General features: G+C 70.6%; 16 protein-coding genes and 2 pseudogenes. 8 read left to right on the top strand and 10 right to left on the bottom strand.

The window, feature by feature from the left end:
* Positions 1-146: 146 nt before the first annotated feature.
* The gene (locus tag ABT288_RS35625) at positions 147-560 is read right to left on the bottom strand and encodes a hypothetical protein (RefSeq protein WP_351616932.1); all 414 of its coding nucleotides are present in this window, start codon (positions 558-560) and stop codon (positions 147-149) included.
* Between the two features lie 230 nt (positions 561-790).
* On the opposite strand from ABT288_RS35625, the pseudogene ABT288_RS35620 reads away from it, so the two are divergent.
* A pseudogene (locus tag ABT288_RS35620) lies at positions 791-1,813 on the top strand (IS630 family transposase); the annotation flags it as partial.
* Between the two features lie 595 nt (positions 1,814-2,408).
* Here the strand turns inward: ABT288_RS35620 and ABT288_RS35615 are convergent.
* From ABT288_RS35615 to ABT288_RS35595, 5 genes are all read right to left on the bottom strand, one after another.
* Positions 2,409-3,245 carry an SMI1/KNR4 family protein gene (locus ABT288_RS35615; protein ID WP_351616929.1) on the bottom strand — a complete coding sequence of 279 codons (837 nt, stop codon included), beginning with the start codon at positions 3,243-3,245 and terminating at the stop codon, positions 2,409-2,411.
* A gap of 140 nt (positions 3,246-3,385) precedes the next feature.
* Complete coding sequence (locus ABT288_RS35610; protein ID WP_502972909.1) at positions 3,386-5,788, bottom strand: caspase family protein; 2,403 nt, start codon at positions 5,786-5,788, stop codon at positions 3,386-3,388.
* Position 5,789: 1 nt separating this feature from the next.
* Complete coding sequence (locus tag ABT288_RS35605; protein ID WP_351616923.1) at positions 5,790-6,143, bottom strand: effector-associated constant component EACC1; 354 nt, start codon at positions 6,141-6,143, stop codon at positions 5,790-5,792.
* 740 nt (positions 6,144-6,883) lie between these two features.
* Positions 6,884-9,604 carry a pyruvate, phosphate dikinase gene (gene ppdK, locus ABT288_RS35600; RefSeq protein ID WP_351616920.1) on the bottom strand — a complete coding sequence of 907 codons (2,721 nt, stop codon included), beginning with the start codon at positions 9,602-9,604 and terminating at the stop codon, positions 6,884-6,886.
* A gap of 422 nt (positions 9,605-10,026) precedes the next feature.
* Positions 10,027-11,247, bottom strand: coding sequence for an ROK family transcriptional regulator (locus tag ABT288_RS35595; protein ID WP_351616917.1), 1,221 nt, complete (start codon positions 11,245-11,247; stop codon positions 10,027-10,029).
* A 131-nt stretch (positions 11,248-11,378) separates the two neighbouring features.
* Between ABT288_RS35595 and ABT288_RS35590 the strand changes: the two genes are divergently transcribed.
* The 3 genes from ABT288_RS35590 (at position 11,379) to ABT288_RS35580 (ending at position 17,530) form a co-directional block, all read left to right on the top strand.
* On the top strand, positions 11,379-13,595 hold the full coding sequence (locus tag ABT288_RS35590) for an MGH1-like glycoside hydrolase domain-containing protein (protein ID WP_351616915.1): 2,217 nt from the start codon (positions 11,379-11,381) through the stop codon (positions 13,593-13,595).
* On the top strand, positions 13,592-15,529 hold the full coding sequence (locus tag ABT288_RS35585; RefSeq protein ID WP_351616912.1) for an amylo-alpha-1,6-glucosidase: 1,938 nt from the start codon (positions 13,592-13,594) through the stop codon (positions 15,527-15,529). Before ABT288_RS35590 ends, ABT288_RS35585 begins: the two co-directional genes overlap by 4 nt.
* A 138-nt stretch (positions 15,530-15,667) precedes the next feature.
* The gene (locus tag ABT288_RS35580; RefSeq protein WP_502972908.1) at positions 15,668-17,530 is read left to right on the top strand and encodes an alkaline phosphatase family protein; all 1,863 of its coding nucleotides are present in this window, start codon (positions 15,668-15,670) and stop codon (positions 17,528-17,530) included.
* On the opposite strand, the gene dusB is transcribed toward ABT288_RS35580, so the two are convergent.
* Complete coding sequence (dusB, locus tag ABT288_RS35575; protein ID WP_351616911.1) at positions 17,531-18,661, bottom strand: tRNA dihydrouridine synthase DusB; 1,131 nt, start codon at positions 18,659-18,661, stop codon at positions 17,531-17,533.
* A 161-nt stretch (positions 18,662-18,822) separates the two neighbouring features.
* On the opposite strand from dusB, the gene ABT288_RS35570 reads away from it, so the two are divergent.
* Positions 18,823-20,274 (top strand): MFS transporter, encoded by a 1,452-nt coding sequence (locus tag ABT288_RS35570; protein ID WP_351616909.1) that lies wholly within the window; start codon positions 18,823-18,825, stop codon positions 20,272-20,274.
* Here the strand turns inward: ABT288_RS35570 and ABT288_RS35565 are convergent.
* Positions 20,254-21,165, bottom strand: coding sequence for a helix-turn-helix transcriptional regulator (locus ABT288_RS35565; protein WP_351616907.1), 912 nt, complete (start codon positions 21,163-21,165; stop codon positions 20,254-20,256). The genes ABT288_RS35570 and ABT288_RS35565 overlap by 21 nt on opposite strands.
* 101 nt (positions 21,166-21,266) lie before the next feature.
* Here ABT288_RS35565 and ABT288_RS35560 point away from each other — a divergent pair, with 101 nt between their 5' ends.
* Together ABT288_RS35560 and ABT288_RS35555 are read left to right on the top strand one after the other, a co-directional pair.
* The gene (locus ABT288_RS35560; protein WP_351616904.1) at positions 21,267-22,694 is read left to right on the top strand and encodes an MFS transporter; all 1,428 of its coding nucleotides are present in this window, start codon (positions 21,267-21,269) and stop codon (positions 22,692-22,694) included.
* Positions 22,695-22,828: 134 nt separating this feature from the next.
* Positions 22,829-23,053 (top strand): hypothetical protein, encoded by a 225-nt coding sequence (locus tag ABT288_RS35555; RefSeq protein ID WP_351616901.1) that lies wholly within the window; start codon positions 22,829-22,831, stop codon positions 23,051-23,053.
* A 173-nt stretch (positions 23,054-23,226) separates the two neighbouring features.
* Here ABT288_RS35555 and ABT288_RS35550 read toward each other — a convergent pair whose 3' ends face one another.
* Positions 23,227-23,520: a hypothetical protein gene (locus ABT288_RS35550; protein ID WP_351616898.1), complete on the bottom strand. Its 294-nt coding sequence runs from the start codon at positions 23,518-23,520 to the stop codon at positions 23,227-23,229.
* Between ABT288_RS35550 and ABT288_RS35545 the strand changes: the two genes are divergently transcribed.
* Positions 23,507-23,785, top strand: a complete 279-nt coding sequence (locus tag ABT288_RS35545) for a hypothetical protein (protein ID WP_351616895.1) — start codon at positions 23,507-23,509, stop codon at positions 23,783-23,785. The genes ABT288_RS35550 and ABT288_RS35545 overlap by 14 nt on opposite strands.
* Here the strand turns inward: ABT288_RS35545 and ABT288_RS35540 are convergent.
* A pseudogene (locus ABT288_RS35540) lies at positions 23,766-24,018 on the bottom strand (hypothetical protein); the annotation flags it as partial. The gene ABT288_RS35545 and the pseudogene ABT288_RS35540 overlap by 20 nt on opposite strands.

The raw sequence follows: 24,018 nt of genomic DNA, 5'->3' as shown, positions 1-24,018 counted from the left end.
GATACGAACGCAAGGCCGAACACTTCCTGGCCTTCACCGCCATCGCCTGCAGCCTCATCTGCTACCGCAGACTCACCAAATGAGACGACGTCTAAGGAGAGTGCGAGCCCGGATCCTGCGATCCGGGCTCCGCATGTCGGTCGGTCCTAGTGGTTGGCGAAGTGCTGCCCGGGAGAGCAGTTGTCGGGACGGAGACTTCCGCGGTCGCGACACGCACGCATGTACGCGTTAATGGTGTAGCGCTCAGCACCGTCCCAGTTCGAGTGGTGCATCCACACCGACTGCCTCTGCTTGCCGTCGTACCGGGCCCAGTCGTGCCCCTCGACGCGGACCTGCATGTAGACGTTGTGGCCGTCACCGCCATTCGCATCGCGGAGCTTGCCGGCCCACTCGAAGGCACCGTGGTTCACTCCCGCGGGGTTGAACTTGTACTGGCCCTCCGCGAACTCCACACCTCCTGACGTGAGCACAGGAATGGACGCCGACCAGGCTGCGGCCGCCGTCCCCGCCGCCGTGAGGATCAGACCGGCCGCCGCCAAGCCCACCATCGCCTTCTTCACTTGGTACCTCCGTCATCACCGGCAGCTCCGACAGCTACCGCGAGATCACGCACTGTAACCCCACGAAAGCGCAAAGAAACGATCTGCCCGGTCCCTCACCACCGCATCAGGTGATCCGCAATCAGACATCGGCCGAAAGTCGACGGTCTGTCCCGCCATACCTCAACTCACCTAATGGGCATCCCAGTTCACCAAGTGTGCTGAGTCGTCAATTCGGCGGTAGCTGCAGAGTGGGTGGGCCGAGTCCGCAGCCTGCGCCCTTGGAACTGACCGCCGAGGAACAGCGGGTGCTGCGCGGATGGGTACGCCGTCGCAGGACGGCGCAGATTCTCCCCGTGCGCTCGCGGACCAACCTGGCCTGCGCCCAGGGCGGGACGATCACCGCGGTCGCTGCAGAGTCGAGCGTCTCGCGGGACATGGTCGCCAAGTGGCGCCGCCGCTTCCTGGAACACCGGCTGGAGGGGCTGGTCGACGAGCCGCCTCCAGGCCGGCCGCGCACTGTCGGCGACGGCCAGGCCGAGGAAGTCGCGGTCAGGACGCTGGAGCCGGCACCGCCGAAGGGAGACACCCACTGGTCGACGTGGTCGACGCGGTCGACGGCGACCGGGATGTCACAGACAACGGTCTCGCGTATCTGGCGGGCCTTCGGGCTCAAGCCGCATCAGGGGGAGACCTGGAAGCTGTCGACCGACCCGCAGATCATCGACAAGATCCGCGACATCGTCGGGCTCTACCTCGACCCGCCCGAGCGGGCGCTGGTGTTGCGCGTGGACGAAAAAGGCCAGATGCAGGCCATCGACCGCACCCTGCCGATCCTGCCGGTACTGCCCGCCACCCCAGCCAGGATGAGCCACGACTGCGTGCGGCACGGCACCACCAGCCTGTTCGACGCGCTGGAGCTGTCCAGCAGCGCGGTGACGGCCGAGCACCACCGGGGCCACCGCCACCAGGACCTACGCGACCCACAAGACCCCGGCCGTGCACAAGTGGCCGCTGCGGCACCCGCGCTTCCACTTGCGCTTCACCCCGACCAACGCGTCCTGGCTCAACCTCGTCGAGCGATGGTTCGCCGAGCTGACCAACCGCAAGCTCCGCCGTTCCGCCATCGCAGCGTCGCCGCGCTGGAGAAGGACGTCCGCTCCTGGGTCAAGGAACGGCAAGCGGAACCGAAGCCCTTCGTGTGGACCAGGACCGCCAACGAGATCCTCAAGAGCCTCGCCTCATGCTGCCGACGGATGAATGACTCAGCACACCAGGGCCTGTCCGGCGCGACCAGAATGGTCCCAGGACGATACCCAGTGCGAGCAGCTCTGCGGCGACGAGGGCTGTGACGTCGGCCCAGTTGCAAGGCAGGGTCGTGACGACCGGAAGGGCCACCAGCAAGGCGACACCCTGCAGGACGCTGGAAATCTCCGCCAGCTCCTTCACCGCCGCGCCCCTCCACTTGCGCAACGCCGCGATTCCCCAGAGCAGAGGGAAGAGCAGGCAGGCGATCGCAGCAACGGCGAAAAAAGGCAAGGCGATCACGTTCCCCATGTTGCCGCCGCCGGGTGAATCGTCACCGGGGTCGATCACCGGGTGATCCACGTACCAGTTCGCGAGGAGTGTGGCCTGCACGAACACGGCAGGGAACGCAGCTGAGGCCAGAGCGGCTGCGCCATACCAGCGCCAGGATCGGGGCGCCGCCCCGCCAGTCACTGCCACCGATACTCCTTGCCGGTCGAACCTGCCACAGCCTCGCCGACCACTCGGCCTGGTCTGCGAATCCGCCACGCCGGTGGTTGCGCCGATCAGCGCAGCGAGAGTCTAGGCGGCCAACGGGGCACGCGCCTGCGGCATGCCGTCTGCTCAGAGCCCGTCGGTCTCGGGCCAGCACCATGATTCCTCGTCCTCCACCGCGAGATGGCCCGGGATGCCGTGCTCAAGTCTCCCGTCGAGCCACATGATCATCCAGTCACGCAGGGTCAGATCGCACTTGTGCCGGTCTCCCTGGTCCCACCACCACATCTGCCCCTCCGGGTGACGGCAGTCGAGCATGGACCACATGGCACAGCCGTGGTTGCAGACCAACAGCACCCCGTGAGGCGGAGAAGGCGGCGCTTGCTCTTCTGGATCCGGACCGGGCTCGTCGTACTGGAGATACATCTCCAGCATGCTTGGCCCGTCGCTCGTATATCCGTCGCGAAGGCCTTCGATGCCGCCGAAGGGACCGAAGCCACCGTTGGCCACCTCCGTATAAAGGCGGCGGAGCAGAGGCGGGAGTGGATAGCCGATGATGCGCTCAGCCTCCGCCAGCGCCTCCGCCGATGCGGGCGCCGGCGTAAGCAGATGGCTGCCCAAGTCCGTTGGACGCCCCGCCCTGACGCGGGCCTTGACTGCCTCCAGCACCTCGTCGTCGGTCACGCTGCTGATCATCTCCTCGTTGAAGGCACGCGACACGTCGTAGATGTCAGCCTCCATGACGGCCACGAAGAATCTCGTCACGACGTAGTGGACCATTACGTGGTCTTCCCAGGCCGCGCGCGTCACAGTGTCGGTCGTGTAGGCAAGGTGCCTGTCGGCGCCTTCAGGCTCTGCCGCGATCCTGCCGACGAGCCGCAGGAACATCTCCCGATCCGCGGTCGGCATGTAGTCACGAAACCGTAGTGCAGGGTGCGCGAGTTGATGCGCAATATTGACGTCCACTGCGCAAAGGATGCGCAATTCCGGCTAACGGTGAGCGAGGGCTCCAGGCTGTACGGCGAGTGCGGGGCTGGGTGTGCTCTCCCAAGCCAGCGCGGGCGCGCCACTTCTGGCTGCGCCGCCCCTGCGCTCACCCGTGTCTCTCACCTTTCCGCCGCGGCTGGAGCGGTGCGCTCCGGCCCGGCGAAGTGGGACAGCGCGACGGCGAGGTGCCGCTGGTCAGCGCGTACCCCGTCAAAGGACCGGAGCTCCACCACCGCTACCCCGCCGGAGTGCGGGACGAAACACTGCCGCCAGCGCCACTTACCCGGAACGCGTGCGCCATCCTTGAACCACACCATCAGGGCGGGAGCGGGCCCAGTGAGCGCGAAATGCGCCCGCTGGGTCACCGCTGCACGACTAATCGCCGCCCACGGCACGCGGGAGTTGAAGGCACCGCTGCGCAACTCCAGCCCCTGTGCGTCGATGCACAGCTCGCACCTCTCCGCGGCCGTGGCCCCGGCCACCATCGCCAGGGCCGCCGCAACCAGGGCCAGTAGCAGCGAAGCTCCCGGGCTCACCACTTGTTCGAGGTAGACGGGTAGGGCCGTTGCTGCGGAGATGCCCACCACCCAGATCGACTTGCAGCGCGGCCCGGCTAGCCGACCAACGAGCGTGTAGTCCTCGCCGAAAACTCCACCGGAGGCGTCTTCCTCGTCCTGCCGCCCGACCCATCCGTGCCCGGCGAACCGTGCGAGGGCGGCATCGAGTTCGGCCGGCAGCATGGCGAACGCGGCGAGCACCAGGGTCACCGTTCGGGTGCGCGGGTCGTAGGGAAGCGCGAGCTTTCCGGTGAAGGGCCACGTTGCAACCGGACGTTGGGCGGTACGAATCCTCAGTTCGGGTCCGTGCTTTCCGGGCCGGACCGTCACATCCTCGATCTCGGGCCAGGTCGCGTCTAACCGGGAGAGGTTGGCGCGTACCCCGATGCCCTGCTGGTCGATTCGGAGGCGGACCGGCAGGAAACTGAAGGTCAGGACATACAACCCAGGCAGAGTCCAGAACACCAGCCAACACAACCCGACGGCCTTCGTGATCAAATCGTCCGCGAGGAGGCCGAAAAGGCCGACGGACCCCGGCACCGTGAAGACGGCAGCCCAGAAGACGCCGGCTGTCCGTACGGCGCGCTTCTTCCCGAAGTGCGCGGCGGGTAGTTCGGACCGTAGTCCATGTGCGTCATCCCAAAGCCCTGGCGCATGCCTGGCGATGACTGCGGCCACGTCATCCGCGGAGGCGTTGAGCCACGCCAGGCGGCAGAACCGGACGAAGCCCTGCTTGTGGTCAGTGCGGGGGCCGAACCGCTGCCGCCGTGGTGGAACGAAGCCACGGCGCGGCCAGATCGCGACCTGGCTGGGGAGGAGACGCCCTGGGGAGGAGCGGACCGTGCTGACGCGCTGCACATCCTGCCACGCCAGCCGGTGAACGTCCTGGTTGGCCGTGAGGGTCAGGCCCTGCTCGTCGACGAGGAGCCCGTAGCGCCGCGGCAGCCTTGGCACCAGCACAACCCAGAGCAGAGCCAGGAGCAGGGAGCTCGCATCGACGCTGAGGAACTGGGGATCGGAGAAGGGAAACCCGCCGCCCACCACGGCTGCGTGCGTGACAGCGACCACGCAGGCCACCAGCAGCCAGCGCAGTACGGACAGTAGCCGGCGGGCTCCAGCCAGCCCAGGGGAGGCGGTCAGCAGGACCGCCTCCGGCGCGCTCCCGGGGACGGCCGACGCTGCACCGGCCGGGGAAGCAACCGTGCTGTCGATCCCGTCGTCGTGGACCGCCGACCGGTGGGCGGCGTTGACGGCAAGCGCCAATTCGGCGGCGGTGTCGCTGCCCTGCTGCCGGGGCTGCGGCGTGAGGGTGCGCCTCAGCTGCGCGTACATGCTGCCAAGCGTGAGCAGGCGCTCGCCTTCGGCGACTCCGCTGTCAAGGAGGTCGAGCAGTGCACCGGTGAAGAGGGTCCGCCGTTCCCCGACCGGAGCCAGCGCCGTCATGGTCGCCGAGGTCGCGGTGAGCGTGTAGGTGCCCGAAACCTCGGTCTGCGCGAACGCGATGTCCTCGGCGGCGCCTGACATGGTGTCAGGGATCGCCCGGCCGCTATAGCAGCAGTCCAGAATCAGCACCCGGTTGCGGGCCGGACTACGCGTGATCAGCTGACGCAGCTCCGCGAACCGCACCGCGTTGAACAGCGGGTCCGCCGGATTGCTGTGCGGCAGGGCGAGGTACAGCTCCCTGCCGTCCTGGCCGATGAGGCCGTGGCCGGCGAAATACACCAGCAACAGGTCCTCGGCCTCGTCGGCGGCCCGGCGCACCTGCCGGCACACCTCCCGGTCGTCGGTCTGGTCGACCAGGGGCAGGCAGTGCTCCGGAGGCAATCCGGTGAGCTCCATCAGTGCCCTCGTCAAACCGTTGATATTGCCGGTGACGCCGGGCAGTTCGGCGAGGCCGGAATCCACGTCGTAGCTTCGGGTGCCGATGAGTACGGCCCGTGACGTGGTGGGGTCCGGTAACCGCACGTCAGGATTCCTCGGCCAGGCGGCTGTCGCGCAGGGCTTCCCGGATCAGCGCGTCGGCGTGCTGCGCCTGGTCCGCCTTGATCTCCACGCTGCTGCCATCCGGACGTGTCAACGTGATCTCCACGGTCGAGCGACGCTGCCGGAGCCAGATCGGCAGTGAACGTGCCAGGGCCAACGCGCTGCCCGAACCCAGCATCACCACCAGTTGGTCGAAGGCCGCGCCCATGTCACCGTTGGCCGGGACCGCCGGAGACAGCTGTACCCGCCCGCGCAGCTCAGGCTCGTACTCCAACCATTCCTTGAGACTTGTAAGGCCGTCGGCTCCGCCGCTCTGCACACTGATCGCAATGTCCACGCAGGCACTCCCCCACCGGGTCCTCAGACAACTTCGGCCTCAGTGTCTCCTATACCGGCGATGGACGGCCAGGAGGAGGACTGAGCCGGGACCGCAACTCCTCGGCCCGGTGCCAGGCATGTCCAACGGATCTCTCCAAGGACCTCTCCGCGCACTTCACCAGGCATTTCGACGTGTTCCAACCAGGCAGCTCTGTTGGGGTGGTTCACCGTCGTTCCCGCCGGCGGCGAACTCGTCCAGTCTGATGGGTCCCGGCCCCCACGCTACAAGATCGGGTATTGCCGACCCGCTGTGTCTCTGCCCTGATAGGGGCGGTTGCGCAACACCTGGCGACACGGCCAGTGCGTCCCCGGTGTGGATTCCGACGTCTCCGCAGGAGCCAATGCGCATCGAGTCGCGGACCCTGCACGCAGGGAATATCGGTCGGGCCGGTAGGCCGAGTGCGTGGTCCGGGACAGCGAGCGATGCGGCGCTCCTGCGGGCGTCCCGCACGGCTCCGTCACGGGCCCAGACGCACCTGGAGGGCACAACCGCTTCGCGCGGGTTCAACGGTGACCAACGCCAACAAACGCCAATTTGCCTGCTCAGCGACCTATCTTGACAGTCCCCGCAGATGATGCGCGAAGAGGCGGCACCCCCGCACAGGGTGCCGCCTCTCCTCTTCGTGCGCCGGAGCCGTCGCCGATCGGTGAGGGTCGGGGACCAGCGGCGGCTCCGGGGTTCAGGTGAGCCGGGAGGGCCTAGCGGTGGTCGCTGCCCGTCGACTGCGTTGCCGCGCGGCCTGCCTCGAGGCGGGCCACCGGGATGCGGAAGGGGGAGCAGGAGACGTAGTCCAGGCCGACCTCGTGGAAGAAGTGGACGGACTCGGGGTCGCCGCCGTGCTCACCGCAGACGCCGAGCTTGAGGTCGGGGCGGGTACGCCGGCCCGCCTCCGCCGCCGACTTCACCAGGGAGCCGACGCCGTCCTTGTCGATCGTCTCGAAGGGGCTGACGCCGAAGATGCCCTTTTCCAGGTATGCGGTGAAGAAGCTCGCTTCGACGTCGTCGCGGCTGAAGCCCCACACCGTCTGCGTCAGGTCGTTCGTGCCGAAGCTGAAGAACTCCGCCGCCTCGGCGATCTGGCCCGCCGTGAGGGCGGCTCGGGGGAGTTCGATCATCGTGCCGATCGCCAGCTTCAGCTGCGTACCCGTCGCGGCCTCGACCTCGGCGATGACCTTGTCGGCCTCCTCGCGGACGATCTCCAGCTCCTGGACCGTGCCGACCAGCGGGATCATGACCTCCGCGCGCGGGTCGCCCTTCGCGGACTTGCGCTCCGCCGCCGCCTCGGCGATCGCGCGGACCTGCATCGTGAACAGGCCGGGGATGACGAGGCCGAGACGGACGCCGCGCAGGCCCAGCATCGGGTTCTGCTCGTGCAGGCGGTGCACCGCCTGGAGCAGGCGGAGCTCGTTCTCGTGCGGCTCCTGGCGGGACTCGGCCAGGGCCACGCGGACCGACAGCTCGGTGATGTCGGGCAGGAACTCGTGCAGCGGCGGGTCCAGGAGACGGATCGTCACCGGGAGGCCGTCCATCGCCTCGAAGAGTTCTACGAAGTCTTTCTTCTGGAGCGGGAGCAGCTCCGTCAGGGCCGCCTCGCGCTCGCTCTCCGTGTCCGCGAGGATCAGCTTCTCGACCATCTCGCGGCGCTCGCCGAGGAACATGTGCTCCGTGCGGCACAGGCCGATGCCCTGGGCGCCGAAGCGGCGGGCGCGCAGGGCGTCCTCGGCGTTGTCGGCGTTGGCGCGGACGCGCAGGCGGCGCTTGCGGTCGGCGAAGGCCATCATGCGGTGGACGGCCTCGACCAGCTCGTCCGCGTCGTCGGCGCCGGGGTGCATCCGGCCCTCGAAGTACTCCACCACGGGGGACGGGACCACCGGGACCTCGCCCAGGTAGACCTTGCCGGAGGAGCCGTCGATGGAGATGACGTCGCCTTCCTCGACGACGTGGCCGCCGGGGACCGTCATGCGGCGGCGCTTGGTGTCGACCTCCAGCTCCTCCGCGCCGCACACGCAGGTCTTGCCCATGCCCCGGGCGACCACGGCCGCGTGGGAGGTCTTGCCGCCGCGCGACGTCAGGATGCCCTCGGCCGCGATCATGCCGTCCAGGTCGTCCGGGTTCGTCTCGCGGCGGACCAGGATGACCTTCTCGCCCGAGCGGGACCACTTGACGGCCGTGTACGAGTCGAAGACCGCCCGGCCCACCGCGGCGCCGGGAGACGCGGCGATGCCGCGCGCCACCTTGTCGACCTTCGCCTGCTCGTCGAAGCGCGGGAACATCAGCTGGGCCAGCTGGGCGCCGGTGACGCGCTGGAGGGCCTCCGTCTCGTCGATCAGGCCCTGGTCGACGAGCTGGGTCGCGATGCGGAAGGCGGCGCCCGCGGTGCGCTTGCCCACGCGGGTCTGGAGCATCCACAGCTGACCGCGCTCGATCGTGAACTCGATGTCGCACAGGTCCTTGTAGTGGTTCTCCAGCGTCTCCATGATCTGCATGAGCTGGTCGTACGACTTCTTGTCGATCGACTCCAACTCGGCGAGCGGGACCGTGTTGCGGATGCCGGCGACGACGTCCTCGCCCTGGGCGTTCTGGAGGTAGTCGCCGTAGACGCCCTGGTGGCCGGAGGCGGGGTCACGGGTGAAGGCGACGCCCGTGCCGGAGTCGGGGCCCAGGTTGCCGAAGACCATCGAGCAGACGTTGACGGCCGTACCGAGGTCGTGCGGGATGCGCTCCTGGCGGCGGTACAGCTTGGCCCGGTCGCCGTTCCACGAGTCGAAGACCGCCTTGATGGCGAGGTCCATCTGCTCGCGCGGGTCCTGCGGGAAGTCCCGGCCGGCCTCCGCCTTGACGATCTTCTTGAACTTGGTGACCAGCTTCTTCAGGTCGGCGGCCTCCAGGTCGGTGTCGACCGTGACCTTCTTGGCCTCCTTGGCCGCCTCGAGGGCCTCCTCGAAGAGGTCGCCGTCGACGCCGAGGACGGTCTTGCCGAACATCTGGATCAGGCGGCGGTAGGAGTCCCAGGCGAACCGGTCGTCGCCGGCCTGCTTGGCCAGGCCCTGCACCGACTTGTCCGACAGACCGATGTTGAGGACCGTGTCCATCATGCCCGGCATGGAGAACTTCGCGCCGGAGCGGACGGACACGAGGAGGGGGTTGTCGGGCTGGCCGAGCTTCTTGCCCATGCGGGATTCGAGGGCGTCGAGGTGCGCACTCACCTCGTCACGCAGTGCCGCGGGCTCCTCACCGCTCTCCAGGTAGACCTTGCAGGCCTCGGTGGTGATGGTGAAGCCGGGAGGGACCGGCAGACCGAGGTTGGTCATCTCGGCGAGGTTGGCGCCCTTGCCGCCGAGGAGGTCCTTGAGGTCCTTGTTGCCCTCGGTGAAGTCGTAAACGAACTTCACTACGTGGGGTTCTTTGTTTTCCGACACGGGTCTCGACTCCTTGAGGCCACGGTGGCTGCCCTGACGGCGAGGAACATACCCAGATCGAAGGCGCATGGGTACGTCTACTTGTGCGTCATGAGCCTGTAACCACCCGTCCGCCAGCGGATCGAAAGTCAAAGCTTGGCAAGCCAACATCGCCAGATGTCTTCACTTCTTGAACGCAAGCACCCCCCGTGGCCGGGTTTCTCGCTCAGATGAGCGGGGAACCTGCACGTCTGATTTCAGTCGATGAACAATCAAGGGGTGGCACCCAGTGCCACCCCTTGGAGAAGTGCAGTCGCCCATGATCCGCTCATCTGAGCGCAACCCTTATCAAGGGTGGCGAGAATCACGCTGCCACACCCCGCCGGATTTCACCATGCGGACCGCTTCCCGGTACCCGGAAACACCCACGTCACACGCCCAGCTCAGACGCCCAGCGCCCGCAGCCGCTCCTCGGCCCGCTCCGGCGCGTAGAGGTGTTCCACCACCAGGGCCCCCGCTCCTATGAGCGCGGCCCGCTCCCCCAGCCGGGAGGTCACGACGTCGAGGTGGGCCGTGGAGCGCGGCAGTGCCCGCTGGTAGAGCAGCTCGCGCACACCGGTGAGGAAGGGGGTCCCGGCCAGATCGCCCGCGATCATCAGCACCCCGGGGTTCAACAGGGTCACCACCGTCGCCAGGACGTCACCGACCCGGCGCCCGGCCTCCCGGGCCAGCGCCGCCGCCTCCGGATGTCCGGCGGCCAGCAGATCCCGTACGTCCGCGCCGGAGGCGGCCGGCACCCCGCTCTCGGCCAGCCGCCGGGCCACGGCGCCCCCGCTCGCGACGGCGGCGAGACAGCCGTGCGAACCGCAGCGGCACAGCGCGTCCGCGCCGACCCGGATGTGTCCGATGTCGCCGGCGCCGCCGTCGATCCCCCGGTAGATCGAGCCGTCCACGACCACCCCGGCTCCGATGCCCGTGGACACCTTGACCAGCACGAAGGCCGCGCAGTCGGGGTGTCCGGCGCGCTGTTCGCCGTACGCCATGAGGTTGGCGTCGTTGTCGACCAGGACGGGGACGGCCGGGGCGCCCGTGTGCTCGGTGAAGGCGCGGGAGAGGCGGCCCGTTATGTCGTAGCCGTCCCAGCCCGGCATCATCGGCGGCTGCACGACGCGGCCGGTCCCGGTGTCCACGGGGCCGGGCACGGCGAGCCCGATGCCGCAGACCTCCGCCGCCGGGCGCCCGGCCTTCTCCAGCAACTCGGCGAACCAGTTGCCGAGTTCGGACAGTACGGCCTCCGGGCCGTCCCCGATCACGAGCGTTCCCGAGTGCTCGGCGAGGATCTCGCCGGTCAGCGACAGGACGGCCGCGCGGGCGTGCCGGGTGTCCAGGTCGGCGGCGAGCACGACGGCGTGGGAGTCGTCGAACTCCAGGGTGATGGAGGGGCGGCCGCCGAGCGGTGAGCCGACCGGGCCGCCGGCGCCCTCGCGCAGCCAGCCGGCGCGGAAGAGGCGGTCCAGGCGCTGGCCGACGGTCGCGCGGGACAGTCCGGTCGCCTGCTGGAGCGCACCACGCGTCACCGCCCGTCCGCTGCGGACGAGTTCGAGCAGTTCTCCGGCGCCGGCCGGGCTGCCGGTCTTCCCGATTCTTCCCGGGCGTTCGGTCATGCGCACCCCCTTGTGTTTCCCAAGCCTGCATTACATATTGGGTTTTGCGTGTTAAATAGACGTAACTCTACGACGGTCAACACCAAACCCGGTCGGACCGGCCGGGCGTCTTCGTCTTCGGGGAGCCCCGAGTGGATCACAGCAGCACGCAGCTCACCGTCCGTCCCGCGGAGCCCGCGGCGTACGGGACCGCGTGCGATCCCCCGGTCCCGGGCACGTCGCTGCGGGTCGGGGCGGCCCGGGTGCTCGACGCGAACTGGACGGGCGCCTCGACGGTCCCCTCCCGGAGCCTGTACCCGCACCAGTGGTCCTGGGACTCGGCGTTCATCGCGATCGGTCTGCGGCACGTGTCGCCGCTGCGGGCCCAGACCGAGCTGGAGACACTGCTGGCCGCCCAGTGGGCCGACGGGCGCGTCCCGCACATCGTGTTCAACCCCTCCGTACCCCTCGACGCCTACTTCCCCAGCCCCGACTTCTGGCGCTCCTCCACCGCTGGTCGCGCGGCGGGCGCCCCGCGCACCGTACAGACGTCGGGGATCGTGCAGCCACCGGTACACGCGCTCGCGGCCTGGCTGGTGCACCGCGCCGACCCCGGACTGTCGCGCGCCCGCGGCTTCCTGGCCCGGATGTACCCGCGGCTGGCCGCCTGGCACCGCTATCTGCTGCACCGCCGGGACCTGGGCGGCGCGGGGCTGGTGTCGGTGGTCCATCCCTGGGAGCAGGGTATGGACAACAGCCCCTGCTGGGACGCCCCGCTCGCCCGGATCACCCCCGCCCCGGCCCGCTCCTTCCGCCGCGCCGACCTCGCCCACGGGGCGCCCGAGGACCGGCCGACGGATCTGGACTACGGACGGTATGTACGGCTGGCCGCCGACTACCGGGACGCCGGGTACAGGGATGGGACGGTCGGGGGGAACGGGGGCGGCGGCGCTGAATTCGCCGTGGAGGACCCGGCGTTCAACGCCCTGCTCATCGCCTCCGAACACGCGCTGGCCCGGATCGCCGAGGAACTGGGCGCGCCCGGCACCGCCCGGCACGCACGCGCCGAACGGCTGACCCAGGTGCTGGTGGAGCGGCTGTGGGACCCGGCGTCCGGAATGTTCCTGTGCCGCGACCTGCACGCCGACGAACCGATCCACACCAGGGACGTGTCCGCCCGGATCCCGGCACCGGGCCCGCCCGACGGGCTCCCGGCACCGAGCACCTCCGAACGGGTCCCAGCGCCGGACGCCTGCGGGCAGCTCCCCGCGCCGGACGCCTCCGGTCAGCTCCCCGCGCCGGACGCCTCCGGCCTGGTCGACGGGCCGGTCATGGCGGGCCAGAGCCTCGCACCGGGCGGCTCCGGGCGAAACCCCGTGCCGGGCGCCTCCAGCCAGAGTCCCGCGCCGGACGCCGCCGGCTCCGCCCACGGCCAAGGCACCGCCGACCGGATCCGCGAACCTCACCCCTCCGGCCCGGCCGGCGAGCCGGTCCTCACCGGCCAAAGCCCCGCGCCGGGCAACTCCGAGCCAAACCCCGCGCAGAGCCCCTCCAGCCCGGTCCACGACCGAGGCACCCCCAGTCAGATCCGCGAACCTCACCCCGCCGGCCGAAGCCCCGCGCCAGGCACCTCCGGCCGAAGCCCCGCGCCAGGCACCTCCGGGCCACCCTGCGAACAGGGTGCCACCGGCCCGACCGACGAGCAGGGCATCTCTGGACCGGCTCACCAACAGGGTGCTCCATGCCCGGCCCCCGCACAGGGCGCCCCCGACCCGACCGACCGGCAGCGCATCTCCGGACCGGCCCACCCACAAGGTGCCCCCAGCCCGGCTCACACACAGGGCGCCCCCGGCCCGGTGCACCGGCAGGGCGGGGACGGGCTGATCCCGGAGCGGAGTGTGTCCGGGCTGGTGCCGCTCGTGCTGCCCGGGCTGCCCCGCCACGTCGTCGGCGCGCTCGTGCGCACGCTGTGCGGGCCGCACTTCGGGCTTGGTGGGCGGAGCCGTCTCGTGCCCAGTTACGACCTGCTCGGCGAGGCCTTCGACCCGCACCGGTACTGGCGCGGCCCGGCCTGGTTCAACACCAGCTGGCTGCTGGAGCGGGGGCTGCGGATCCACGGCGAGCGGGAGCGGGCCGACGCGCTGCGCGCGGCCGTGCTGCAGCTCGCCGAAGCCACCGGTTTCGCGGAGTACGTCGACCCCCGCACCGGCGAGGCCTGCGGAGCGACCGGCTTCGGCTGGACGGCCGCGCTCGCCCTCGACCTGCACCACGAGCTGCACAAAGACCTTCTCAAGGGCGCCCGCGAGGGCGTGTCCGAGGCGGCCACCGGCACGTTCGACAGAAGTGACGAAGGAGGGGACCGGCGATGACGGACCGGCATCATCTGCTCGTGCACGGGGCGACGTTCGCCGCCGTGGGCGACCGGGGCGACATCAGCGGGGTCCGGGGCGGCGGCTCCCCGGACGGCTTGTTCGTACGGGACGCCCGGCACCTCAGCCGCTGGCAGCTCACCGTCGACGGCGGAGTGCCGGAGGTGCTCACGCCGGTCACCGACGGTGACGCGGCCCGCTGTGTGCTGGTCCCGCGCGGCGGCCGGCAGGAGCCTCCGGCGCACACCCTCTTCCGTCAACAGGCCGTCGGCGACAGTTCGTTCGTCGAGTCGCTGCGGGTGACCAGCAACCGCCCGGTGCCGACCACTGTCCGGCTCGCCATCACCGCCGACGCGGACTTCACCGACCAGTTCGAGCTCCGCTCCGACCACCGCACCTACGCCAAGCCCGGCGCCGTACGCTCTCGTGAAGTCCTGGACGACGGCATCGAGTTCACCTACCGGCGTGCCGAGTGGCAGTCCCGTACGACCATCATCGCCGACCCGGCCCCCGACGCCGTGGAGGAGACCGGCACGGGCGCCCGCCGCCTGGTGTGGACCCTCGACCTGGCGCCGCACGGCACGACGGAGCTGGTGCTCCGGGTGATGGCCCGCCCGCACGGCGAGAAGCGCGCCCTGCGCGTGCCCCGCGACCCGGCGTCCGTGCGCGAGCAACTCCGCGCGCTGGAAGGCGAGTTCATGGAGGGCGTGGCCTTCCCGACCGGCTGGCCGGAGCTGGCGGCGGCCTGCGCCCGGGGCCTCGCCGACCTGGCCGCGCTCCAGGTGCCGGCGCGCGGACCCGACGGCGAGGAGGTGCGCGTCCCGGCCGGCGGCGCCCCCTGGTTCCTCGCCCTCCTCGCCCGGGACGCCCTGCTGACATCCCTGTTCGCGCTGCCGTACCGCCCCGAACTGGCCGCCGCCACGCTCCCCGCGCTCGCCGCGACCCAGGCCACCGGCAGCGGCTCGTCCCCGCTCGCCCAGCCCGGCAAGATCGTGCACGAGGTACGGCACGGCGAGCTGGCCCACTTCGGGCAGGTGCCGTTCCGGCGGTACTACGGCTCGGTCGACGCGACCCCGCTGTTCCTGATCCTGCTCGGTGCGTACGTCGAGCAGACCGGGGACAGCGGTCCGGCCCGGCGCCTGGAGCCGCACGCGCGTGCCGCCGTCGGCTGGATGCTGGACCACGGCGGCCTGACCTCGCGGGGCTACCTCGTCTACCGCGCCGACGAGGGCGGCCTCGCCAACCAGAACTGGAAGGACTCCCCCGGCGCGATCTGCTGCGCCGACGGCACCCGGCCCACCGGCGCGGTGATGGCGGCGGGCGCGCAGGGCTACGCCTACGACGCGCTGCGCCGCACGGCGTGGCTGGCGCGGACGGCGTGGGGCGACGAGACGTACGGCGCCCTGCTGGAGCAGGCCGCCGCCGATCTGAGGGACCGGTTCCAGCGGGACTTCTGGATGCGGGAGCACTCCTTCCCGGCGCTCGCGCTGGACGGCGAGGGCCGCCAGGTCGACGCGCTGGCGTCCGACGCCGGGCATCTGCTGTGGTCCGGGCTGCTGGACAAGGAGTACGGCGAACTGGTGGGCCGGCGGCTGCTGGAGCCGGACTTCTTCTCCGGGTGGGGGGTGCGGACGCTGGCCTCCGGACAGCCGGCGTACCATCCGCTCTCCTATCACCGTGGCTCTGTCTGGCCGCATGACAACGCGCTGATCACGCTGGGTCTCGCGCGGTACGGGCTGCATGACGAGGCCCGCGCGGTGGCGCACGCGCTGGTGGACGCGGCGACCGTCGCCGGGCACCGGCTGCCGGAGGTTCTGGCCGGGTACGGGAGGGACACGCATCCGGAGCCGGTGCCGTATCCGCATGCGTGCGTGCGGGAGGCTCGGTCGGCTGTGGTGCCGCTCGCGCTGCTGACAGCGGTGGGGGGCGTGTAGCGCCGTCGCGGGCTGCGGGTCCGTCGCGGGAACCGTATTTGCCCGGTGTTTGCTCAGTGCTCTGAACACGGGTCGGGGACCGGCCGTACGGGACGGCGGATCGGTCTCGCAGGGAAGGACGCCGGGTTGTCCCAGGACATGAGCACGCGCGCATCAGCCGGAGCAGAAGCCGAGGAGGCCGAGCCGGAGGCGTCCCCGGCCCCCGAGGCGTCCCCGGCCGAGCCCGGGGCGTCCCCGGCCCCCGAGGCGTCCCCCGAGCCCATATCCGGCCCGCAGCCCGTCCGGCGCCCGTGGACCGCCCGGCTCCGGCGTCCCTGGACCGCCTGGTCCACGTGGACGGGGAAGTGGCGGGCGGAGCATCCGGTCGGCGCTCAGGCGCTGTCCGTCACCGTCACCGTGCTCGCCGCCATGCTCGTCGTCGCCGCGCTGGTGATGCCCAGCTCCGTGGCCGACCTGCACCCTTCCAGGTTTCTGCGGATACCGGCGGAGGCCGTGATCGGGGCCGCCGTGATGATCGCGCTGCCCCGGCGGCCGCGGGTGGCGCTGGCCGTGGTGTCCGGGGTGGCGCTGGCCGCGATGGCCATGCTGAACCTGCTCGACGCGGGGTTCAACCAGTACCTCGGCCGTGGCTTCAACGTCGTGCTCGACTGGAGCCTGTTCGGCGACGCGGAGTCGTATCTGGAGGACTCCTACGGCCGTACGGCCACCCTCGTCGCCGTAGCCGCTGTGATCGTCCTCGTGCTGTCGGTCTTCGTCCTGCTGGCGCTGTCGATGGTCCGGCTGAGCAATCTGCTCGCCCGGCACCCCGCCACCGCGACCCGGGGCACGCTGGCCGCCGGGGTGGTGTGGATCACCTGCTCCTCCCTCGGCCTCCAGCTGTCCGGCGTGCCGCTCGCCGCCGACAGCACCGCGAACGCTCTGAAGGACCAGGCCCACCGGATCTCGAACACGCTCAAGGACGAGGCGGAGTTCCGGAAGGTGGCCAGGGTCGACGCCTTCGGGAACACGCCGGGCAGCCAGCTGGTCCCGGATCTGCGGGGCAAGGACATGGTCTTCACGTTCATCGAGAGCTACGGGCGCAGCGCCGTGGAGGACCCGATCATGGCGCCCGGTGTCGACGCCACCCTCGACGCCCGCACCAAGGCGCTGGCCAAGGCGGGCTTCCACGCCAAGAGCGGATGGCTGACCTCGGCGACCTACGGCGGCAGCAGCTGGCTCGGGCACTCCACCACCATGTCGGGCCTGTGGATCAGCAACCAGCAGCGCTACCGCACGGTCATGGCGAGCGACCACATGAGCCTGACCGACGCGTTCAGGAAGACGGGCGCCTTCGACACGGTCGGGGTGATGCCGGGTGTGCAGAAGGCGTGGCCGGAGCAGAAGTGGTACGGCCTCGACAAGGTCTACAACGCCTTCCAACTCGGCTACAAGGGACCGAAGTTCAGCTGGTCGACCATGCCGGACCAGTACACGCTCCAGCAGTTCCAGGACCGGGTGCACAGCAAGCAGCCCGCCGCCGGCAAGTCACGGATGTCGCTGCTCATCCTGACCTCCAGCCACACGCCCTGGGCGCCGATCCCGAAAATGGTCGGCTGGGACCAGCTGGGCGACGGCTCCATCTTCAACGGCATCGAGAAGGCGGGCCACCCGTCCTCCTACACGCTCACCGACGACACGCACACCAAGGAGGAGTACGGCAAGTCCGTCCAGTACACGGTGACGGCGCTGACCGAGTGGCTGGAGCGGTACGGCACGAAGGACACCGTGCTGGTCTTCCTCGGCGACCACCAGCCGAACGCCCACGCCAGCGGCAACCACGCCAGCCGTGACGTGCCGATCTCGATCGTCGCCAAGGACCCCACGGTCCTCGACAAGATCGCCGGCTGGGGCTGGACCGACGGCCTCCGCCCCGCGCACACCGCACCGGTCTGGAAGATGAGCGCGTTCCGCGACCGCTTCCTGTCGGCCTTCGGCTCGACACCGCATCCGAAGAAGAACTGATCAGCCGCCCGACGTATCCAGCTCCGCGTCCTCGCCGACCCCCGCGCAGTCGTACGGGTCCTTCAGCCAGCCGTCCGGCAGCACCACCCGGTTGTTGCCGGACGTACGGCCGCGCGGCCCGTCCGCGCCGGTGGGCCACGGCTGGTCCAGGTCCAGCTCGTCGAGCCCGGCCCGCAGCTCCTGCAGCGAGGACGTGATCGCGAGCCGCCCCCGCATCTCGGAACCGACCGCGAAGCCCTTCAGGTACCAGGCGACATGCTTGCGGAAGTCGACCACACCCTTGGACTCGTCGCCGGCCCACTCCCCGAGCAGCGTGGCGTGCCGGACCATGACGTCGGCGACTTCCCGGAGCGTCGGCCGGGCGAAGGACGTACGCCCCTCGAACGCCGCCACAAGGTCCGCGAACAGCCACGGCCGCCCCAGGCAGCCGCGTCCGACGACGACTCCGTCACAGCCGGTCTCCCGCACCATCCGCAGTGCGTCCCCGGCCGACCAGATGTCGCCGTTGCCGAGGACGGGGATCTCCGGGACGTGCTCCTTCAGCCGGGCGATGGCGTCCCAGTCGGCGGTGCCGCCGTAGTGCTGGGCGGCCGTGCGGCCGTGCAGGGCGATGGCCGTCACGCCCTCCTCGACGGCGATGCGGCCGGCGTCGAGGTAGGTGATGTGGTCGTCGTCGATGCCCTTGCGCATCTTCATGGTGACCGGGAGGTCTCCGGCACCGCTCACGGCCTCCCGGAGGATCGCGCGCAGCAGGTTCCGCTTGTACGGCAGGGCCGAGCCGCCGCCCTTGCGGGTCACCTTGGGGACCGGGCAGCCGAAGTTCAGGTCGATGTGGTCGGCCAGGTCCTCCTCCGCGATCATGCGGACGGCCTTGCCGACGGTCGCCGGGTCGACGCCGTACAGCTGGATCGAGCGCGGCTGCTCGCTCGCGTCGAACCTGATCAGCTGCATGGTCTTCTCGTTGCGCTCCACCAGTGCCCGGGTCGTGATCATCTCGCTGACGAACAGCCCCTTGCCACCGCTGAACTCCCGGCACAGGGTGCGGAAGGGCGCGTTGGTGATCCCCGCCATGGGTGCGAGCACGACGGGCGGCGTCACGGCGTGCGGGCCGATGGAGAGCGGGTGGGACATCAGGCGACTCCGGGACGGACGTACAGCACAGGGCAAGCACCCATTGTCCCTCACTCGGCCGACAGCTCGGCCGGCCGCTCCAGCCGCTCCTCGTGTAGTACACACCATTTAGGAAAGCTATTAGTTAGACGCACTATCGATATGGGCGTACGATTGCCACCATGCCCGAGTTGAGCCCTCGCCGCCGTCTCCTCGTGCTCGCGATCTGCTGCATGAGCCTGCTGATCGTGAGCCTGGACAACACCGTGCTGAACGTGGCGCTGCCGTCCATGCAGCGCGATCTGCACGCCACCACCTCCGGCCTGCAGTGGACGATCGACGCCTACACCCTGGTGCTCGCCTCGCTGCTGATGCTCGCGGGTTCGACGGCCGACCGGATCGGCCGCAAGCGGGTCTTCATGGCGGGCCTGGTGGTCTTCTCCGTCGGCTCGCTGCTGTGCTCGCTCGCGCCGAACCTGTCCCTGCTGGTCGTGTTCCGGATGGTGCAGGCGGTCGGCGGCTCGATGCTCAACCCGGTCGCCATGTCGATCATCACCAACACCTTCACCGACGCCCGTGAGCGGGCCCGCGCGATCGGTGTGTGGGGCGCGGTGGTCGGCATATCCATGGCGGCGGGTCCGCTGGTCGGCGGCCTGCTGGTCCAGTCGGTGAGCTGGCGCTCGATCTTCTGGATCAACCTGCCGGTCGGCCTCGCGGCCCTCCTGCTCACCCTCCGCTTCGTCCCCGAGTCCCGCGCGCCGAAGGCCCGCCGCCCCGACCCGGTCGGCCAGCTCCTGGTCATCGCCCTGTTCGGCTCGCTGACGTACGGCATCATCGAGGCGCCGGACTCGGGCCCGACCGCGGTGGGCCCGTTCATGGCGATCGCCTTCGCTGCCCTGCTCGGCCTCCTGTGGTACGAGCCACGGCGCACCGAACCCCTCATCGACCTGCGCTTCTTCCGCTCGGCTCCGTTCAGCGGCGCCACGGTGATCGCGATCAGCGCGTTCGCGGCCCTGGGCGGCTTCCTGTTCCTGTCCACGCTCTACCTGCAGAACGTCCGCGGTCTCGACGCCCTGCACGCGGGCCTGTGGATGCTCCCGATGGCCGCGCCGACCTTCCTGTGCGCGCCGCTGTCCGGTCGCCTGGTGGGCAGCCGCGGCCCCCGCCTGCCCCTCCTGATCGCCGGTACGGCGATGACGGCGAGCGGCGCCCTCTTCGCGGCCTTCGAGGCGGAGACGTCGAACGCCGCGCTGCTCGCCGGCTACGTCCTGTTCGGCATCGGCTTCGGCTTCGTGAACGCGCCGATCACCAACACGGCGGTGTCGGGCATGCCCCGCGCCCAGGCCGGGGTCGCCGCGGCGGTGGCCTCCACGAGCCGGCAACTGGGACAGACGCTCGGTGTCGCGGTGGTCGGTGCCGTTCTGGCCTCCGGGATCGGCTCGTCGCCCATGAGGCAGGCCTTTGTCACGGCGGCCCGCCCCGGCTGGTGGATCCTCACCGCCTGCGGCCTGGCCGTGCTCGTCCTCGGCCTCCTCACCAGCGGCCACTGGGCCCGCCGCACCGCGGAACGCACGGCCGAGACCCTTCAGTCCGCGGAGATCCGCCAGACGGTCTCAGCCGCGCGACGCGGCTGAGCGCTCCGCCGGAAGTGCGGCCCCGCGGGCGATGTCGTAGAGCCTCTCCAGGCGCTCGCGGGTCTCCTCGTCGGCGGGGGTGTACGTCACCATGCGGGCGCCCTGTTCGGGGCCGAGCCACAGGTCCGTGTGCTCCAACTTGAGGTGGCCCACATGGGCGTTGAGGAACTCCTTGGTCTTGGTGCGGGCGCCGACGACCTCGTAACGCTCCCAGTTCTCACGGAAGTCGGGGGACTCCGTCTGCAGGCGCTTCAGCAGCATCTTCCAGGCCGGCTCGCCGAGATGGCCGGCCATGGACGCGCGCAGGCGGGCGGCCATCAGGCGCTGGGTCTGCTCCAGGTGGACGACCGACGACCGCCAGTCCTTGTTCGTGTACGTGAGGAGGATGCAGTTGCGGTCCTCCGCGGGTATCGCGTCCAGGTCGCCGAGGAGGCGGCCGTAGGTGAGGTTGTAGGCCAGGATGTCGTACCGGCTGTTCTGGACGCAGGCCGGGACCGGCTCCAGCCGGCGCAGCATCTCGCGCAGGGCCGGGGTGACGCTCGGGCAGCTCGCGGCGGGCGTCGGATCGGTGGCGCCGGCCAGCTGGAAGAGGTGGGCGCGTTCGCTGGCGTCCAGCATCAGGGTGCGGGCCAGGGCGTCGAGGACCTGGACGGAGACCTGGATGTTGCGGGCCTGCTCGAGCCAGGTGTACCAGGTCACCCCGACCGCGGAGAGCTGGGCGACCTCCTCCCGGCGCAGGCCGGGCGTACGCCGCCGGGCCCCGCGCGGCAGGCCGACCTGCTCGGGGGTGATGCGCTCGCGGCGGCTGCGCAGGAACGCGGCCAGCTCGTGCCGCCGGATGTCCGCGCCGCCGGCCGGGCGCGCCGTGGTCTCCTGGGCCGTCATCGTCATGCCTCCAGGGTGCCGCGCCCGTGATCCTGTTGCCAGGTAGTTCTTCTACCAGGATGAAGACACTCTGGTACCCGTCTCGGCCGGGCCGCAGGCTCGGGGTCATGAGTGAGACCGTCATCACCCCGGCCGTCCGAACGACGGCCGCACCGCCCGCACTCGGCGGGCCCGGGCTGTTCACCGTACTGCTGGCCGCGGCGCTGCCGCTCGTCGATTTCTTCATCGTCAACGTCGCCCTGCCGACCATCGGCACCGACCTCGCCGCGAGCGAGGCCGTGCTGGAGCTGGTGGTGGCCGGGTACGGCGTCGCGTACGCCGTGCTGCTGGTGCTCGGCGGGCGGCTCGGGGACTTGTTCGGGCGGCGCCGGCTGTTCCTCGGCGGCATGGCCGCGTTCGGACTGACCTCGCTGGCCTGCGGACTGGCGCCGGACGCATGGAGCCTGGTCGCGGCGCGGGTCGCGCAGGGCGCCTCGGCCGCCGCGATGCTGCCGCAGGTGCTCGCCACCATCCAGGCCACCACCAGCGGCGCGCGCCGCGCCAGGGCCATGAGCCTGTACGGCGCGACCGCCGGACTGTCCATGGTCGCCGGGCAGATACTCGGCGGCGTGCTCGTCTCCGCCGATGTCGCCGGGACCGGCTGGCGCTCGGTGTTCCTCGTCAACGTGCCCGTGGTCGCCCTCGGCCTGCTGCTCGCCGTGCGGGTCGTGCCCGAGACCCGGTCGCAGCACCCCGAGCCCGTCGACGGGCCCGGCACGCTCCTGCTCGCGGCGTCCCTGCTGACCCTGCTCGCCCCGCTCACCGAGGGCCGGGCCGCGGGCTGGCCGTTGTGGACGTGGCTGTCGCTGGCCGCGTTCCCGTTCGCCGCCGGGGCCTTCTGGGCCGTGGAGCGGCGGGCCGACCGGGCGGGGCGGACCCCGCTGGTGCCGCCGAGCCTGCTGGCACTGGCCTCGCTGCGGCGCGGTCTGATCCTGATCCTGCCGTTCTCCATCGGCTTCAGCGGGTTCATGTTCGTCATCGCGCTGGCCCTGCAGAAGGGCGCCGGGCTCGGTCCGGTGGCGGCCGGGCTCGCGCTCGCGCCGATGGCCGTGGTGTTCCTGTTCACCTCCCTCGCCGGGCCCCGGCTGACGGCCCGTCACGGCACCCGGGTCGTCACCGCCGGCTCGGTGGTCCAGGGCGTGGGCGTGCTGCTGCTCGTGCTGGCCGCCTGGCGGGACTGGCCGCACCTGGACTTCGGCTCGCTGCTGCCGGGCGCCGCTGTGGCCGGTGCCGGGCAGGCGCTCCAACTGCCCAATCTCTTCCGGATCGTGATGTCCGAGGTGCCGCCCGCCCGGGCCGGTGTCGGCAGCGGTGTGATGGCCACCACCCAGCAGTCCGCGCTCGCCCTCGGCGTGGCCACGCTCGGCACCCTGTTCCTCACCCTCGTGCCGCGCATGGGCATGCGGGACGCGCTGGTCACCACGCTGCTGGTGCAGTTGGCCGGGGTCGTGCTGACCGGGTTGCTCAGCCTGCGGCTGCCGCGCGAGGTCGGCTGAACAGGGCCGGGCCGGGACGGCTCCGGCCACGGCTTGGACAACTCCATGTGAAGCTCCCCCTGTTGATGTTCGTCTTGCTGCACACTCCTGTCCCGGCGGGGTGTGCCACAGGACTCGAGGAGGCGTGAGGCGTCATGCCGCAGGGCAACAGCACGAGCAAGGTCAGCCGCTGGGACCGGCACGGCCGGGAGCACGTCGTTCGCGTACAGCGCACGGGGGTGCAGCGCACGATCAGGTGCGACACGTGCGGCTGGCGCAGAGGCGCCCAGTTCCTGCCGTGGCTCAAGGCGGAGGAGCACCTGGCCGAGGCCCATCAGGCGACGGTCGATCCGGCGGCGGACCGGCAGCCCTCCCGTTGAGCGCGGGGGTCCGGAAAAGAACCCGGACCACCGCGCTGACCTGCGCACTTGCTTGATCGGATCGATGGTTACGCACCGTCTCGAGTGGCCGACGGAGCGAAGTCGGGTCAGCCTGGGAGACGTCCGATCGAGCGACAGGAGATGAACATGACCTCCGTACTCCGCCATCACCGCTACGGCCGCGCGCTGGGCGCCGGGGTTCTCTCCGTGGCGCTGTTCTCCGGCGGTACGACCGGAGCCTTCGCCGCGACCAGCACGCAGACCCCCACCCCCACCCCCACGACGACCCGCAGCGGCCTGCCGACCGCCAGGCCCTCGATCACGCGTAGCGGCGTGCCGACCACGAGGCCGTCGACGACCCGCACCGGCATGCCGACCACCAGGCCCTCGATGACCCGCACCGGCATGCCGACCACCAGGCCGAGCATGAGACCGTCGCGGACGCCGACCGCGATGGGCGCGATCACCGTCGCGGCCAACCGCAAGGCGGTCAAGGTCGGGAACACCGTGGTGTTCACCGGTCGGGTCAGAGGCGTCAGGGCCGGTTCCACGCTGGTGCTGCAGCACATGCGCAACGGCACGTGGAGCACGCTCAAGTACACCGGGGTCGTCAACAGGAACGGCACCTACGCGATCAAGCGCACCTTCACCACCAAGGGCACCCATCAGGTGCGGGTGGCGACCAGGTCCGGCACCTTCCACTCCTCGCCGGTCACCGTGACGGTGAGCTGAGACCCCGTATCAGCAGGTCCACGACGGCCGTGAACTCCTCGTCGACTCCGGGAACCGTCCACTCCCGGGCGTAGCAGGGGTCGTGGAAACGGCCGGTGGCCTGGAAGACGGCTCGGGCCGCGGCGGGCCGGGGGGGGTCCCCCCAAGGGGCCCACCCCCCCCCCGCCCCCCAGAAACCGGTGAACGAGGCGGGGACCTGGGCGGGGGGGACGACCACCCCCCAGCCGCACAAG

The sequence above is a fragment of the Streptomyces sp. NPDC001093 genome, assembly GCF_040298985.1.
Lineage (GTDB): Bacteria > Actinomycetota > Actinomycetes > Streptomycetales > Streptomycetaceae > Streptomyces.
This window is presented reverse-complemented; position numbering and strand designations above follow the sequence as displayed.

Coding starts and splice junctions, on each gene's coding strand:
- ABT288_RS35585 (WP_351616912.1), top strand. CDS start 13,592: ATGACGGACCGGCATCATCTGCTCGTGCACGGGGCGACGTTCGCCGCC.
- ABT288_RS35560 (WP_351616904.1), top strand. CDS start 21,267: ATGAGTGAGACCGTCATCACCCCGGCCGTCCGAACGACGGCCGCACCG.
- ABT288_RS35570 (WP_351616909.1), top strand. CDS start 18,823: ATGCCCGAGTTGAGCCCTCGCCGCCGTCTCCTCGTGCTCGCGATCTGC.
- ABT288_RS35565 (WP_351616907.1), bottom strand. CDS start 21,165: ATGACGATGACGGCCCAGGAGACCACGGCGCGCCCGGCCGGCGGCGCG.
- ABT288_RS35595 (WP_351616917.1), bottom strand. CDS start 11,247: ATGACCGAACGCCCGGGAAGAATCGGGAAGACCGGCAGCCCGGCCGGC.
- ABT288_RS35580 (WP_502972908.1), top strand. CDS start 15,668: ATGAGCACGCGCGCATCAGCCGGAGCAGAAGCCGAGGAGGCCGAGCCG.
- ABT288_RS35545 (WP_351616895.1), top strand. CDS start 23,507: ATGGGCGCGATCACCGTCGCGGCCAACCGCAAGGCGGTCAAGGTCGGG.
- dusB (WP_351616911.1), bottom strand. CDS start 18,661: ATGTCCCACCCGCTCTCCATCGGCCCGCACGCCGTGACGCCGCCCGTC.
- ABT288_RS35555 (WP_351616901.1), top strand. CDS start 22,829: ATGCCGCAGGGCAACAGCACGAGCAAGGTCAGCCGCTGGGACCGGCAC.